The sequence below is a fragment of the Streptomyces sp. NPDC097640 genome, assembly GCF_040302705.1.
Classification (GTDB): Bacteria; Actinomycetota; Actinomycetes; order Streptomycetales; family Streptomycetaceae; genus Streptomyces.
This window is the reverse complement of the sequence record NZ_JBEOSB010000020.1, coordinates 126,897-141,843: the sequence shown is the minus strand read 5'-3', so window position 1 is coordinate 141,843 and position 14,947 is coordinate 126,897. Positions and strand designations below refer to the sequence as shown.

Here is a 14,947-nt window from a genome sequence, read left to right as displayed (position 1 = left end):
AGGGAATCGTCCATGCGCTACCGGATCGCCCCCGACGTCGTCTGGATGGCCGACGACGGCGAAGTGCGGCTCTACGACGCGGGTTCGGGTGAGTTCCGGACCCTCAACAGCACGGGGGCCGAGCTGTGGATCCTCGTCTCGGAAGGACAGCCCGTCGACGCCATCACCTCGGAGATGGCGCGGCGGTACGCCGCCGCCGACACCGGGCAGACCGACGTGGTCGTGCAGGACGTGCGCGACTTCCTGGACGCGCTGGCCGGGCAGGGGCTGCTGCTGGCCGATGACGTCGCCCCGTCCGGGACCCCGGGCCCACCGGCATGACGCCCGCGGTCCACGCTCATGACCTGGTCAAGCGGTACGACGGCATGGACCGGGACGCGGTGAGCGGGCTGTCCTTCGACATCGAGCCGGGCGCGGCCATCGGGTTGCTGGGCCCCAACGGGGCGGGCAAGACGACCCTCATCAAAATGATCTGCGGAGCCACCGTGCCCACCCGGGGCGCCGTCGAGGTGTTCGGGGCCGATCCCGCGGCACCCAGCGGCGCCACCAAACGCGGGATCGGCGTCGTCCACCAGAGCGGGCCGTTCGACATGATGCTGCCCGCCCTGGACAACCTGCGCATCACCGCCGCGTACAAGGGACTGCGCTGGCGCGAAGTGCGACCGCGGGTGGACGAGCTGCTCACCGCCTTCGGCCTGGACGGCAAGGTCCGCCAGCTCGTGTTCACCCTCTCCGGAGGGGAGATGAGGCGCCTTCAGGTCATTCGCGCGCTGCTCGGCGACCCGCCACTGCTCCTCCTCGACGAGCCCTCCGCCGGGCTGGACGTGGGCGGCCGCCTCCAGGTGTGGTCCCTGCTGCACGAGCTGCGCCGCCGGCACGGCACCACCATGCTGTGGACCAGCCACTACGTGGAGGAGCTGGAGCGCAACTGCCAGCGGGTCCTGGTGGTCAACCACGGCAGGCTGGTGGAGTTCGCGGCCCCGCGCGAGCTCGCCGACCGGTTCGGCGGCCAGGTGGCGCTGGTGCGCCCGGACAGCCCGCGGGACACCGACGGGCTGCTGGCCGTACTGGGCCGGGGGCGGCCGCAGCTGCGGGTGACGGCCGGCGACGGACATGTCGAGGTGCGGGGCCAGGCCACCCGGACCCGCCTGCCCGCCCTGCTCAGCGACGCGGAGGCGCTGGGGATCGGCGTCGGGCCCGTCGAGTACCGCACCCCGTCGCTCGAGGACGCCTTTCTCACGCTCGTGGGGGCCGGACATGACGGCTGACCTCGCCCCGGGGCCGTCCGGGGAGACCGCCCCGGCACCGGCCCCACCGCCCCGGCCGCGCGGCGATGTCGCGGCCACGATGTACCGCGAGTACCTCCTCCTCACTCGCAACCGCACCAACCTGCTGCTCGCCATCACACCGAGCGCCGTCTATCTGCTCCTGTTCGCCACCTCCCTGTCCCGCCTGGTCGGGGATGTGCGCTACGAAGACCGTGTCATCAGCTATCCGGAGTTCGCCGTTCCAGCGCTGCTGCTCTCGTCGATGCTCGCGGCGGCCACCACCGCGGGCACCTCCCTGTTCCAGGAGCGCCTGGGGCGGATGGATGTCGAACTCTGGTCCTACCCCTTGCGGCGCGGCAGCTATGTGGCGGGAAAGCTTCTGGTCAGCACGTTGCTCATCCTTCTCCAGAGCCTGGCCGCGCTGGGCGTCTCGCTCCTCGTGTTCACCTTCCGCTGGCCGCCGAGCCACTGGGTGTCGGTGCTGTGCGGGATCGCCGTCGCCTCGATGGCCTTCAACGGCCTCTATCTGCTGCTCGCCACCCTGTTCAAGGACTTCCAGCGCTTCTCGGTGACCATCAACGTGCTCGCGCCCACGCTGCTGTTCGCCAGCCCCTCGTTCTACCCCGCCGCACAGATGGCACCCCTGCTGCGCTGGCTGTCATGGGCGAACCCGGTGAGCTACGGGATCCGCTGCATCCGCGACGGGGCCCTCTTCGGGTTCGGCGCCGCCTGGCCGTGGATGCTGATCCTGCTCGGCATCGCGGCCGTCGCCTGGGTCCTCATCGGACGCTCCCTGATGGCCCGCGCCCGCGAGATCTGACGCCGAGGCCCGGGGGACGGCCGGCTCGAACACCACCGACCACGGCCTCGGCCGTCCCTCGTACCGCTCCCCGCGCCGCTCGTCCCCGTACCGCTCCCCGGCCGGGGCCGCGGGCAGCCGCCGTGCCGTCGTCGCGTCGCGGGCCACCACCTCGGCCGCGATGCGCGCGAAGCGCCGGGCCGCCGGGTGGGGCCGCTGCTCCGGCCAGACGGCGGACATCTGCTGGACCAGCGGGCGCCCCGCCAGCGGACGCCACATCACCCGCGGTTCCCGCCCGGCCACCCGGCCGTCGTCGAAGGCCACCCCGCACCCCGCGGAGACCAGGCCCACCAGGAACTCGGGGTTGCGCGCGTGGCGGACGGCGGGCGGGGCGAAGCCCCCCGCCCGGCAGAGGCCGAGCATCCGGTCGTACCAGCCGGGGGCGCCGGCCCGGGGGAAGAGCACCAGGTCATGGCCGGCCAGGTCGGCCAGGGACACCTCGGGCAGCCGGGCGAGCGGGGACGTACGGGCCAGCACCACGCCCAGCTCGACCCCGACCATGGGTCCGAGCGCCAGATCGGTGGCGTCCCCGCACTCGACAGGATGCTGCACCCAGCCCACATCGAGCTGTCCGCAGGCCAGCAGCCGCAACTGCTCGGCGGTGTCCACCTCCTGGAGATCGATCCGCAGCCCCGGACACCGTTCGGCACACGCCGCCAGCAGCGCGTGCAGCGTACGGGCGGGCATCTGGGGCGGCACTCCGGCCCGGAGGGTGGCCGGCTCCCCGGTGCGGGCGCGGCGCATCACCGTACGCAGCCGCTCCTCGCGGGCCAGCAGCTCACCCGCCTCCTGGAGCAGCAGCGCGCCGGCGGCGGTGAGCCGCACCTGGCGGCGGGAGCGGTCGAACAGCTCCACCCCCATCTCGCTCTCGAGCCTGCGGACGGCCTGGCTCAGCGGGGGCTGCGCCATGCCGAGCAGCTCGGCGGCGCGGCTGAAGTGCAGCTCCTCGGCGACGACAATGAACAGCCGCAGGTGGCGTATCAGATCCACCGGGCGACCATACGTGACGCGCGAGAGGGACCGTGGCATTGGCTTCGACCGAGGAGAGAATCGAGGAGAACGTAGCGGCGGTCTTCGAGGCCGCGGGGGCCCGGGGACGGCTGCACGCCGTGGGGATCGGCGGTGGGCGGGAGGTCGCGGTCGGCGCGGACGAACCGGTGGTCATCGCGTCCGTGTTCAAGATCCTGCTGGTGCTGGAGTTCGCCCGGCAGTCGGCGGCCGGTCAGCTCGACCCGCGGGAGCGGGTGCTGCTGACGGCGGCCGACCGGCTCGGTGGCTGGGGCACCGCCGGATGCCTCGACGACGTCGAGATGTCGCTGCGCGACCTGGCGTACTTCGCCCTGTCGGTGAGCGACAACACGGCGGCCGATGTGCTGATGCACCGGGTGGGCCTGGACACGGTGCGGCTGCTGGCCGCCGAGCTCGGGCTGGAGCACACGGTGGTCGTGGGCGGCCCCCGGGAGCTGCTGGAGTCCATGCTGGAGGACGTGGGCGCCCGCGACGAGGCCGAGTTCGCGGCCGTCTTCCCCACCCTGGGCGCCGAGCGGGTGCGGGGGCTGCGGGTGCTCGACCCGCGGCGGACCACCAGCAGCACGGCCCGCGACATCACCCGGCTGCTGGGGCTGATCTGGCGGGACGAGGCGGGTCCGCCGCAGGCCTGCGCGCAGGTGCGCGAGCTGATGGCCCGGCAGGTCTTCCGCCACCGGCTGGTCTCCGGGTTTCCCGGAGACGTACGGGTGGCCGCGAAGACGGGGACCCTGCCGAGCCTGCACATGGAGGCGGGGGTGGCCCACTATCCGGACGGCGGGCGGTACGCGGTCGCGGTGTTCGCCGAGACCCGTGAGCCCGGCACCGTGAACACCGCCGTGGACGCGGCGATCGGCCGGGCGGCCCGGCTGGCCGTGGACCACCTCAGAGGTTCTGACCTGGTGTGATATCCACCCGGATATCGATGGGGAAAGGTTTGGATCTTGGACGGGGCCGGTCGGCGCCTGCTCTGCTGTGGCCATGAACGACGAGAAGACATCATGTTTCCACCGCCGTCTGCTGTTCCGGGGAGCCGCCGCGGGGGCGGCCGTCCCGATGCTGTCCGCGGCCCCGGGCGCGGCCACCACCCCGCGCCGGACCGAAAGCCGGACCGGAAGCCGGACCGGAAAGGCGTCGGGGGCGGAGTTCCGCTGGCTGGGGACCACCGGGTGGCGGATCGACTTCGACGGGCGGACCGTGCTCTCCGACCCCTATCTGACCCGCTTCAAGACCGGCCTGTTCGAGGGCTCCTTCAACGCCCGCACCGAACTGGAGACCGACGAGGCGCTGGTCGGCGAGCACATCGGCCGCCCGGAACTGGTGCTGGTCAGCCACAGCCACTGGGACCACTTCAACGACGTGCCGTTCATCGCCCGTTCCACCGAGGCGCGGATCGTGGGCACCGAGACCACGTACCACCTGCTGCGGGCCTTCGGGATCGACACGAGCAGGATGATCGTGGTCAAGGGCGGGGAGGTGCTGGACTTCGGCGGATATGTGGTGGAGGTCGTCTCCAGCCGCCACAGCCGCAACAAGGCCCAGAGCTACTTCGCCCCGGGCACGCTGAACGCCCCGCCCGCCGCCAGGCCGGAGACGATCTCCGACCTGCCCGAGGGGGACACGCTGGCGTTCCAGGTGACGGTGGGCGACGGCCCGTCGGCGTTCCTCATGGGGGCGAGCGACTTCAGCGCACGGGACGCCGAGGGCCTGCGGCCCGATGTGGCGATGGTCGCGGTGCCCAACAGCGTCTCGACGCACCGCTATGTGCCCCGGCTGCTGAAGACCCTCGGATACCCGGGCACCGTCGTGCCGGTGCACTGGGACGTGTTCGAGAACCCGCTGAAGGACGGCCCTCAGGAGGACCCCACGATGGACCTGGCCGGCTTCCGGGACCAGGTGCGGGCCGCCGCGCCGGGGACACGGATCCTGCTGCCGGACTATCTGACCCCGTACCGCTTCTGAGCGGAACGCTCCGGACCCGGTGGGTCGGCGTCAGGCCTTTCCGTGCCGACGCCGGTTCACCAGCAGCACCCACTCCTCGTGCAGCACCCTGCCGAGGAGCGCCCCGCCGAACACCACGAAACCGACGCCGACCAGCCAGGACTGGACGACCAGGACCGTGCCGACCGGGCCGTAGGAGACGGCGCTCGACGCGATCAGCGGCGAGAACACCAGCCGGGAGAAGATCCGCAGCCCCAGCAGCCCGGCCGCCGTGGCCACCGCTCCGGGCAGCAGGGGGCCCCAGCCGATCCGGCCGCCCAGCAGCACCCGCTGAGACCACCAGAAGAACGTCACCGTCCCCACGATCCCGATCCACAGCCGCCACCCCGGAGTGAGGTGCGAGGACACCAGGAGGTAGCCGATGAGCACCGCGAGCCACACCAGATGCCGCCAGACGGTGTGCCAGCGGCCCGGGGACAGTTCCCACACCTTCTCGTAGCCGGTCTGCACCGCCGCGCCGAACCGGAGGCCGAAGACGCACAGCGTGGCGAGGCCGAAGGCGGTGGTGGTCTCCAACGCCTGCCGCGGCGCGGCGAACAGCCGCCGCACCTCGTCCCGCGACTCCTTGGACACTCCGAGGCCCTCGGCCAGCCACTGGGGGAAGCCCTGGGGATTCACCGGGTCGGCCGCGGCGACCACGATGAGGAGCGGTACGAGGGTCAGAAACCCGAGCGCGGCAAACCCCATGGCCCGGTGGAGCAGTTCGAACTCGCTGCCGCGCCGCCACCCCCGCCCCATCGCGGAGGCGTGGAACCCGTCGTGCAGCCGTTTGAAGAGTGACGCGTGGTCGTCCTGGTCCTGTGGTGATCCGCCGTCCCGCGGCGTGGGTCCGGCCACTCAGTACGGGTGCCGGTCCGGCTTTTCCATCCACGCCTGGTAGGCCCCGGCGCCCAGCTCCGGGTGGATCTGCTCGATCCGGATCCTCCGCTCGTCCAAGGGCCGCTGGAAGTCCTCGTACTGGAAGGAGTCGTCGAATCCGATCTCGCGGGTGGCGGCCAAATCACAGCTGAAGAAGACGTTGTCGATCCGCGACCAGTAAATGGCGCTCATGCACATCGGGCAGGGCGCCCCGCTGATGTAGATCGAGCAGCCCTGGAGCATGCGCGCGCGCTCGGGCACCACGTCGGTGGATCCCTCGGGGCGGGGCACGTACTGGAGCGTGCTCTCGTTCTGGTGCTCCTCCGATATGGTCGGCGCTTCCGGGTTGAGCACCTGGGACGCCTTTCGGATGGTCTCCACTTCGGCGTGTGCGGTGGGGTCGCCGGTGAGCAGCACGCGGTTCTGCCCCCGGGCGAGGATCTCGCCGTCCCGGGTGAGGACTGCCCCGAACGGCCCGCCCCAGCCCTTCTCGACCGACTCGGTGGCCAGTCGCACGGCTTCAGCCAGGAACTCCTTGTTCCCCATCTCGAACCTCCGCTCGGCCGCTGCCCGGGTTCCGCGCGGGACACCATACCATTTGGTCCACTATTGTCCCGTAATTCGCTCAACTCACCGTTTGCGCCTTAATTACCCTTTGAAATACACTACTCCATATGAGTGCCCGTGCAAGCCAGGGCTCCGAGGGGACCGGCGCCACGGTCGTGACCTCGCAGAAGGTACGGCCCGGCCGCACCGAGGAGTACCAGCGCTGGCAGGAGCGGACGGACCGGGCCGTCCGCGACTTCGAGGGCTTCGAGGGCACCGAGCAGTACCCGCCGGACTCCGAAGAGGAGAACGAGTGGGTGGTGGTATTCCGTTTCTCCCGGATCGATCAGTTGACGATGTGGCTGCGGTCCGGCGTCCGGCAGAAGCTGCTCGACGAAGGCAGCGCGCTGTTCGAGGAACCACCCACCCAGGAGGTGCTCAGCGGCGGGGCCCCGGTCCGGGATGCCGTCACGGCGGTGATCTCGCACGAGGTACGGCCCGGCCGGGAAGCGGACTTCGCGCGCTGGCAGCAGAAGATGCTCAGGGCGCAGCAGAAGTGCCCCGGGTTCATGGGCTCCGAGCTCTTCGAGCCGGTGGCGGGAATCCAGGACAACTGGGTTGTGGTCTTCCGTTTCGACACCCGGGAACACCTCGACGAGTGGCTCGGGTCCGACGCCCGCGCCAAGCTCCTGGATGAGGGGCGGGAGTACTTCTCCACGTACGACGTCCGCAAAATCACCTCACCGTTCAGCGGCTGGTTCCGTTTCGGGGAAGGGGAGCAGGAGGGCGTTCCCCCCAACTGGAAACAGGCCATGTCGGTGGTGCTCGCCCTCTATCCCACCGTCATGATCCTCAACCTCACCGTGGGTCGCGGGCTCGACTCGCTCGGGACGCCCGGGTATCTGGCCCTGTTCATCGGAAACGTACTGAGCGTCAGCGCCCTCACCTGGCTGATGATGCCGCTGGTGAACCGGGCGCTCGCCTTCTGGCTGCTGCCCGGGCGGGCCCGCACGGTGGGTGTCCACGTGGCGGGCGCCGCACTGGTGACGGCGTGTTACGCACTGCTCATCGTGGTGTTCGGGCTGTTCACCTGACACCTGCGCCCATGCCGGGCAGCGAGTCCAGTGGGGCATCGAAACGGTGGCAGACGGCGTCGAGGACGGCGGCGTACCCGCCGAGCCACCCGTCGGCGGTCGGCGGGTCCCACAGGTCGGTCGCGTACTCGACGTACAGCTCGTAGGTGTCGCCCTGGGGCACGACCCCGAAGCTGCAATCCCTGCGCGCGCCCTCCGTCGGCTGATCCATGACCTCCGCCCGGATCCCGGGCAGGTCCAGGGTCAAGTCGAGGGAGTTCTGGAAGGTCATGCCGATCGGAAACGCCCCGGGCAACCGCAGGCCGTACTCCTCCAGCAGGCCGCGGCGGAGGGCGGACAGCGGCAGCAGATGGTCGATGCCCTCCATGGTGCGGCTGACCACCTGGTCGACCAGGTCCGCGAAGCGCGCGGCCCGGTCCAGACGCAGCCGCAGCACCACCCCGGTGGCGGTGGTGGTCACCAGGTGCTCCATGTTCCCGCGCGGCCGGTTGGCGTAGTTGGTGACGACGGGCAGGTCGTCCCGGCCGGTCAGGCTGGACAGCAGGACCGCGAAGGCGGCGGTGGTCACCGCGAACGGGGTAACGCCACGCTCGCGGCACAGCGCGCGGAGGGCATCGGCCGACCCACGCTCCAGGGTCAGCCGCGCGGTGCGGCCGCGGCCGCTGGCCCGCGGCGGGCGGGGGTGGTCGAGCGGCAGGTCCAGGTCGGCCGGCAGATCGTCGAACCGGCCTGCCCAGTAGGCCAGTTCGCGCCCGTGGCCGCCCGGCCCGGCCGCCTTCGCGGCCTGTTCCCGGGCGTAGTCGGTGCACTGCGCCACCCGTTCGGGCAGTTCGGGCGGACGGCCGCGGACCACGGCCCGGTACAACTCGGCCAGGTCGCGCAGCAGGACCGTCACCGCCCAGCCGTCGACGCAGATGTGGTGGACCACAAACATCAGCACCCAGGTGTCGTCGCCCGTGCGCAGCAGACGGCACGCCGGCCAGGTGCCGGAGGTGAGGTCGAACGCCGTGTCGACGGCGGCCGCGCACTCCTCCTCGACCCGCGCGGCCCGGCGCGCCGCGTCCAGGCCGGTCAGGTCGCGCACCGGAAGTGGCACGGACCGGGGGGCCAGCACCTCCTGCCGCCACCGCTCCCCCTCGACCTGCGCGAAGCGGCAGCGCAGCGCGTGGTGCCTGGCCACCAGCCCGTCCAGCGCGGTGTGCAGCGCGGCGGGGTCGACCGGCCCGGTGAGGGTGATCCGCAGGGGGATGTTCCACACCTGAGGCACGGGGTCCTGCCGGCTCCGCCCCAGCAGGCCGAGTTGCTGGACGGACACCGGGGCGGTGGCCACCACCGTGTCCCGGCTCCGGTCTTCGAGTTCGAGGCGGGCGAGCAGTTCGCGTTTGTGGCGGGTGAGCGCGGCGAGCACGTCGGGGCCGAAGGCGTCGCGCGGGGCGTCGTACCGCAGCCGGTGGCCGTCCCGGGCCAGCACGATGCCCTGCGCGGCGACGTACTCCAGCAGCTCCTCCACGGTGGCGTCGGGGGTCATATCTCCCCCCGGACCCGCGAGGGCTCCTCCGCGGTCGCCGCGGTCGCCGCGGTCGCCGCCAGAGCCTGGGTCATGGCCCGTACGGTCGGCCGCTGGTAGAAGCGGACCATCGGATACTCGGCGCCGAGCTCCTCGCGGACCCGGTGCAGCAGCCGCATGGCGGCGATCGAGTCACCGCCGAGCCGGAAGAACGAGGCGTCCGGCCCGATGCGCGCCGCGTCGAGCCCCAGTTCGGCCGCCCACAGGGTCACCAGCGAGGCCTCGGCCGCGGCCTCTCCGGAGATCTCGTACGGCACGGCATCGGCGTACGGTACAGCCGCCTCGGGCAGCGCGCCGCGGTCCAGCTTGCCCTGTGCGCTCAGCGGCAGGGCGTCGAGCACCGCCCAGGCGCGCGGCACCAGGTAGTCCGGCAGCCGCTCGGCCAGGCGCCCGGCGACCCGCCGCAGGAACGCGGCCTCGTCGGCGGGCGCGCCGCCGTCGGGGACCACATACCCGGCCAGCCGCGCCTCCCCCCGGCCGTCGCGGACGGCCACCACCGCGGCCCGACCCACCTCGGGCAGCTCGCGCAGCACTTGGGCCGTCTCGCCCGGCTCCACCCGGAAGCCACGGATCTTGACCTGGTCGTCGGTGCGACCGACGAACTCCAGGGCGCCGTCGGGGCGGCGCCTGGCCAGGTCGCCCGTCCGGTACAGTCGCGCGCCGCCGACGAGGCCGTCGAGGAACCGCCGCGCGGTGTCCTCGGGGCGGCCGAGATAGCCGCGCGCCACCCCCGGGCCGCCGATGTACAGCTCGCCCGCGTCACCGTCCCGGACCGGCCGCAGGTCCTCGTCCAGCAGATACAGCGTGGTGTTGTCGATCGGCCGGCCGATCGGGATGGGCCCGGGGTCGCTCCCGGCGTCGGCGACGGTCGCGGTGGTGACCAGGACCGTGGTCTCCGTCGGCCCGTACACATTGACCGTCTCGTACGGCACCCCCGGGCCCGGCCTGTGGCGCATCACCTCGCCGCCGAGCGCCAAGTGGCGCAGCGGCGGCTGAAGGTGGGCCGGCAGCGCCAGGACGGACTCGCCGAGCGCGGTCGGCAGCATGGAGAACGTCACCCGCTCCTCGTGGTACCAGCGGGCCAGCGCGGGCGGGTCGAGCCGGGCGGCCTCGGGCGCGACGGCGATCGACGCGCCGGAGGTGAGGGCGGGCCAGATCTCCAGCACCGAGGCGTCGAAGCTCTGGCTGGACACGACGGCGGCGCGGTCGTCGGGGGTGAAGGCGAAGCGCTCGCGGTGCCACTGGCAGAGGTGGGCGACGTTGCGGTGGGTGACCATCACCCCCTTGGGACGTCCGGTGGTGCCGGAGGTGTAGATGACGTAGCACAGCGAATCGGGGCCGACGGGCCCCTCTGGACGCCCGTCCTGAACGTCCTCCGGCATCTGTGCTGCGGAGATGTCGAGGACGGTGACGCCGTCGGGCAGAGCGGGCAGGGCGGGTGCGTCGGCGCGGGTGAGCACGGTGCGGGCGCCGCAGTCCGCGAGGATGGCGCCCACCCGCTGCGGGCCGAGCGCGGGGTCGAGCGGCAGATACGCCGCGCCGGTCCGCAGAACGGCGAGCATCGCCACGACGAGGTCCGCGGAGCGCGGCAGCCACAGCGCGACCACGCGCTCACCGCCCGGAGCGCCGGACTCGGCCGCGCGGAGCCGGGCGGCCAGGTGTGCGGCGCGCGCGTCCAGCTCCCCGTAGGTGAGGCGCGTGGCGCCGTCGGACACCGCCAGGCGCCCCGGGTCGCTGCGGACACGGTCGGCCACCAGCCCGTGCACCGTCGCGTCGGCCACCGGGCGGCGCGGCCCCGCGCAGGCGGGCGCGGGGCCGGCCGCCCGCGACAGCGGGGTGGCGGGGTCGCGCACGGCGGCTTCGAGGATGTCCCGGAAGCGGTCGAAGAAGTGGTCGACGGTGGCCGGGTCGAACAGGTCGGTGCGGTATTCCAGGTGGCAGCCGACACCGTCCGAGCGGGCGGTGAAGTACACCGTCAGGTCGGTCAGCGACTTGTCCGGGCGGTGGTTCAGCGCGGTGCTGTACACCCCGGGCAGGTCCAGCGCGAGCGGCGGGCCGCTCTCGTACTCCGCGAGCACCTGGAAGACGGGGTTGCGCGAGGCGTCGCGGGGCGGGGCCAGGGCCCGTACGACCGCGTCGAACGGCGCGGTGGCGTGGTCGTAGGCGTCCACGGCGGTACCGCGCACCCGGGCCAGCAGCTCCTCGAAGGCGGGGTCGCCGCTGAGGTCGAAGCGCAGCGCGACGGTGTTGAGGAAGAAGCCGACGAGGTCTTCGGTGCCCTCGGGCCGGTCGGACACCGGGGTGCCGACCACGATGTCCTCCTGTCCTGTGACCTCGCGCAGCAGCGTGGCGAAGCCGGTGAGGAGCGTCATGAAGAGGGTGGCGCGGGACCGGCGGCTCAGCTCGCGCAGCTGCTCGGTGAGGTCCTTGGGCAGGGACCGGAAGACGGTCCTGCCACGGGAGGTCATCACTTCGGGGCGGGGCCGGTCGGTGGGGAGTTCGAGCGCCGGTGGCTCGCCGCCCAGATTCCCGGTCCAGTACGCCAGATCGCGGGCCACGGCAGGATCCGAGTCCCCCACAGCGGCCCGGTCTCGTGCGAACTCACAGTAGCTGGAGCGCAGTTCGGGCAGACCAGCGACGGCGCCGCCGTCCACTGCCGCGCGGTAGAGGAGGGACAGATCTCGGGTGAGCACCGTGACGGAGTGGGCGTCGGCGACGATGTGGTGGAAGGAAAACACCAGCACATGCCGCGCCTCGCCCAGTCTCAGCAGCCGGAACACGAACAGCGGGCCGTCGGCGAGGTCGAACCGGCGCGCGCTCTCGATGGCCATGGCCTCGCGCACGGCGTCCTCCTCCGGCGTCCCCGCGCGGTCCACCAGCGCGAAGTCGGGCGCCATGCGGTCGCGTACGACCTGCCGGGGCTCGCCCTCCACGGCGGGGAACACGGTGCGCAGCATCTCGTGCCGCTCCGCGAGACCGGTGAGGGCGTGGCGCAGGGCGGGGAGGTCGAGGGGGCCGTCGAGGCGGATGGCGGTGGCCTCGTTGTACGCGGTGCCGCCGGGCAGCAGCCGCTCGTGCAGCCAGATGCGCCGCTGGCCCGGCGAGAGGGGGACGGGCGGCGCCGTGGCAACGCCCCCGGCGGCGGCGTCGGTCTTGGGGGGCGCGATGGCCTCCGTGGTCTCCGTGGTCTCCGGGTGCAGGGCCCGGCGCAGCCGCTCCAGGTGGGGCAGCCCGGCCCGCAGCCGGTCCGGGGACACGCCGAAGTCGACAAGGGCGGCGATCTCGTCCACGCCCGCCTCGCGCAGCGCGTCCACCACGGGCCGGCAGCTCTCGGGGCTGCCGATGAGAGAGCGCTGGTCGCAGTAGCGGCCGTAGGCGCGCCGGAAGATGGCGTCCAGCGTCTCGTCGCCGACACCGTCGATGTCCACGCTGTGGCCGAGGCTGTTCGCGACCTGCCCGAACAGGGACAGGGAGGAGCGCATATAGCGGGAGAGGGGTTCGTAGGCCTCGCGCCGGGCCTCGTCCGGGTCGTCGGTGAGGTAGGTGTGCAGCAGCACGACGACGCGCCCCGCGTCCGGGTCGAGGCCGTGTTCCTCACGGGTCCGCCGGTACAGGGCGATGTGTTCCGCCAGTTGTTCCGGGGACTGGCTCATCAGGTTGGTGACCACGCCCATGTCGTGCCGGGCCGCCCGGGCGTACGAGTCGGGGTTGCCGACGATGGCGGTGAACATCGGCGGGGTGTGCTGGACCGGGCGGGGAAACAGCCGGACCTCGGTCTCGCCCGCGCCTCCCGGGCGGCGCAGCGGCTCGCCCCGCCACAACGCCCTGACCTGCTCGGCCTGCTCGTACATCAGCTCCTTGTGGTGGCCGAACCGTTCGGGGAAGAAGACGAAGTCCCGGGCGTGCCAGCCGCTCGCGCAGCCGATGCCGATCCGGCCGTGGGAGAGGTTGTCGGCCATCGACCACTCCTCGGCCACCCGGATCGGGTCGTGCAGCGGGAGGACGACGGAGCCGGCGTTGAGGCGGATGCGGCTGGTCTCGCGGGCGAGGGCGGCGGCGAGCACGGCCGGGTTGGGGAACGGCCCGCCGAAGGTGTGGAAGTGGCGCTCGGGCAGCCACAGGGCGTGGAAGCCGTGGGAGTCGGCGAAGCGGGCGGCGTCGGCGATGAGTTCGTAGGAGTCCTCGGGGGCGGTGCCCTCGGGGTAGTCGCCGAAGAAGTACAGGCTCACCTCGGGCGCGGGGCGCGGGGCGGGCTGCCGTGCGGCGCGCGGGCGGGCGGGTTCGGGGGTGGTGCGCGGGAAGAAGCCCGCCCGCCGCAGATCGCGCAGCGAGCCGGTGACCGCGTCGGTGATCCGCTCGATGTCGTGGTCGGTGTGGGCGGTGGAGAGGAAGAAGTTGCGCCACTCCCACACGTGCACACCGCGCACGAGCAGGTGGTAGTAGAACAACTCCATGTCCGCCCGGTGTTCGAAGCGGAACATCGAGCCGAAGTGGGCGAGCCGGAGCGGGAACTCCTCCTCGGCGAAGAACGCGTTGAGCGTGTCGGCCAGGTGCTGGGTGCGGGCGTTGAGCCCGCGCTGGAGGTCCGGGCCCTGCTCCTTGAGGTGGGTGAGCACGGCGCGCGCGGCGGCCATCGAGACGGGGTGCTGGAGGTAGGTGCCGCCGAAGAAGGTGGTATCGCGGGGCGGGTAGCTGCCGTCGCCGTAGCGCCAGAAGCCACCGTCGACCCCATCGAGGAGGTCGGCGCGCCCGGCGATGGCGCCGATGGGGAAACCGCCGCCGAGGACCTTGCCGTACGTGGCCAGATCGGGCACCACGCCGTACAGGTCCTGGGCGCCGCGCTGATGCGGCCGAAGGCCGGTGAGCATCTCGTCGAAGAGCAGGACGATGCCGTGGCGGCGGGTGAGTTCGCGCAGCGAGCGGACGAACTCCACTGGCTGGAGCGCGGGGTTACGGCTCTGGACGGGCTCCACCAGCACGGCGGCGATGTCGCCCGCCGACTCCTCGATCAGCCGCAGGCTGTCCGGGGCGCCATAGTCGAGGACGAGGAGGTCGGCGACGGCGTGCTGCGGGATGCCGGAGGAGACGGGGACGGTCTCGCGTCCCGCGCCTATGGTTCGGCCGAGTACGTTGTCGGCGTGTCCGTGGTAGGCCCCCCGGAACGTGACGATCTTGTCCCGGCCGGTGGCGGCGCGGGCGAGCCTGATGGCGGCGGAGTTGGCCTCGGTGCCGGAGTTCGCGAAGGCGACGCGTTCCGTGCCGGTGAGTTCGGCGAGGAGCTCCGCGGCCTCCCCGGCCTCGGGGCCCCGCGGCCCCAGGCGCAGACCGTCGGCCAGATGCGCACGCACCGCCTCGGTGACGAACTCCGGCTCGTGGCCGAAGAGCAGCACCCCGAAGCCCATGGTGATGTCGACGTACGCGTTGCCGTCGATGTCCTCCAGCCGTGACCCGCGGGCCCGCCGCGCCGCCAGCGGATACAGCATCTCCTTGGTGGCGCTGCGAAAGCCGACGGAGGCCCGGCTGTCGGCCAGCGCACGGCGGTGGCGCTGGGCGAGCTCCTTGGAGGCCGCGGTCCTGGCCGTATAGCGCCGTATCAGCTCGTCCGCGTGACCGCGCGCCGCCTGCCCGCCTTGGGCCGCCATCCCGGCCGTACGGGGGACGGAGACGCGGGGACCGTGGACGTGGGGTGCGCTGTCGGTGGCAGCCGACTCCGAGGCGGGGGACGCGG

10 protein-coding genes and 1 pseudogene are annotated in these 14,947 nt (G+C 72.5%); 6 read left to right on the top strand and 5 right to left on the bottom strand.

Annotation, left to right across the window (positions count from 1 at the left end):
• The first annotated feature begins 12 nt into the window (after positions 1–12).
• Genes ABTY62_RS29150 through ABTY62_RS29140 form a run of 3 tightly spaced genes read left to right on the top strand, consistent with a single transcriptional unit; the run spans position 13 to position 2,088 of the window.
• A complete protein-coding gene (locus ABTY62_RS29150) occupies positions 13–321 on the top strand; it encodes a PqqD family protein (RefSeq protein WP_352132382.1) in 309 nt (102 codons plus the stop codon).
• Positions 318–1,268 (top strand): ABC transporter ATP-binding protein, encoded by a 951-nt coding sequence (locus tag ABTY62_RS29145; RefSeq protein WP_311725442.1) that lies wholly within the window; start codon positions 318–320, stop codon positions 1,266–1,268. Before ABTY62_RS29150 ends, ABTY62_RS29145 begins: the two co-directional genes overlap by 4 nt.
• A complete protein-coding gene (locus ABTY62_RS29140; protein ID WP_352132381.1) occupies positions 1,258–2,088 on the top strand; it encodes an ABC transporter permease in 831 nt (276 codons plus the stop codon). Before ABTY62_RS29145 ends, ABTY62_RS29140 begins: the two co-directional genes overlap by 11 nt.
• A 128-nt stretch (positions 2,089–2,216) precedes the next feature.
• On the opposite strand, the pseudogene ABTY62_RS29135 reads toward ABTY62_RS29140, so the two are convergent.
• Positions 2,217–3,156 (bottom strand): annotated as a pseudogene (locus ABTY62_RS29135) (LysR family transcriptional regulator); the annotation flags it as partial.
• Here ABTY62_RS29135 and ABTY62_RS29130 point away from each other — a divergent pair.
• Entirely contained in the window at positions 3,150–4,061 is a 912-nt protein-coding gene (locus tag ABTY62_RS29130) for a serine hydrolase (protein WP_352132380.1), read from the top strand. The pseudogene ABTY62_RS29135 and the gene ABTY62_RS29130 overlap by 7 nt on opposite strands.
• A gap of 73 nt (positions 4,062–4,134) precedes the next feature.
• On the top strand, positions 4,135–5,115 hold the full coding sequence (locus tag ABTY62_RS29125; RefSeq protein WP_352132379.1) for an MBL fold metallo-hydrolase: 981 nt from the start codon (positions 4,135–4,137) through the stop codon (positions 5,113–5,115).
• Between the two features lie 30 nt (positions 5,116–5,145).
• Here the strand turns inward: ABTY62_RS29125 and ABTY62_RS29120 are convergent, their stop codons facing one another.
• Both ABTY62_RS29120 and ABTY62_RS29115 read right to left on the bottom strand, forming a co-directional pair.
• Positions 5,146–5,892: a YhjD/YihY/BrkB family envelope integrity protein gene (locus ABTY62_RS29120; RefSeq protein ID WP_311725602.1), complete on the bottom strand. Its 747-nt coding sequence runs from the start codon at positions 5,890–5,892 to the stop codon at positions 5,146–5,148.
• A 99-nt stretch (positions 5,893–5,991) separates the two neighbouring features.
• Positions 5,992–6,558 (bottom strand): nucleoside deaminase, encoded by a 567-nt coding sequence (locus tag ABTY62_RS29115; RefSeq protein WP_352132378.1) that lies wholly within the window; start codon positions 6,556–6,558, stop codon positions 5,992–5,994.
• Between the two features lie 128 nt (positions 6,559–6,686).
• Here ABTY62_RS29115 and ABTY62_RS29110 point away from each other — a divergent pair, with 128 nt between their 5' ends.
• Positions 6,687–7,652 (top strand): antibiotic biosynthesis monooxygenase, encoded by a 966-nt coding sequence (locus tag ABTY62_RS29110; RefSeq protein WP_352132377.1) that lies wholly within the window; start codon positions 6,687–6,689, stop codon positions 7,650–7,652.
• Here ABTY62_RS29110 and ABTY62_RS29105 read toward each other — a convergent pair.
• Both ABTY62_RS29105 and ABTY62_RS29100 read right to left on the bottom strand, forming a co-directional pair.
• Positions 7,645–9,180 carry a condensation domain-containing protein gene (locus tag ABTY62_RS29105; RefSeq protein WP_352132376.1) on the bottom strand — a complete coding sequence of 512 codons (1,536 nt, stop codon included), beginning with the start codon at positions 9,178–9,180 and terminating at the stop codon, positions 7,645–7,647. The two genes, ABTY62_RS29110 and ABTY62_RS29105, sit on opposite strands and share 8 nt — an antisense overlap.
• A complete protein-coding gene (locus ABTY62_RS29100) occupies positions 9,177–14,702 on the bottom strand; it encodes a MupA/Atu3671 family FMN-dependent luciferase-like monooxygenase (RefSeq protein ID WP_502997540.1) in 5,526 nt (1,841 codons plus the stop codon). Before ABTY62_RS29100 ends, ABTY62_RS29105 begins: the two co-directional genes overlap by 4 nt.
• Positions 14,703–14,947: the final 245 nt, after the last annotated feature.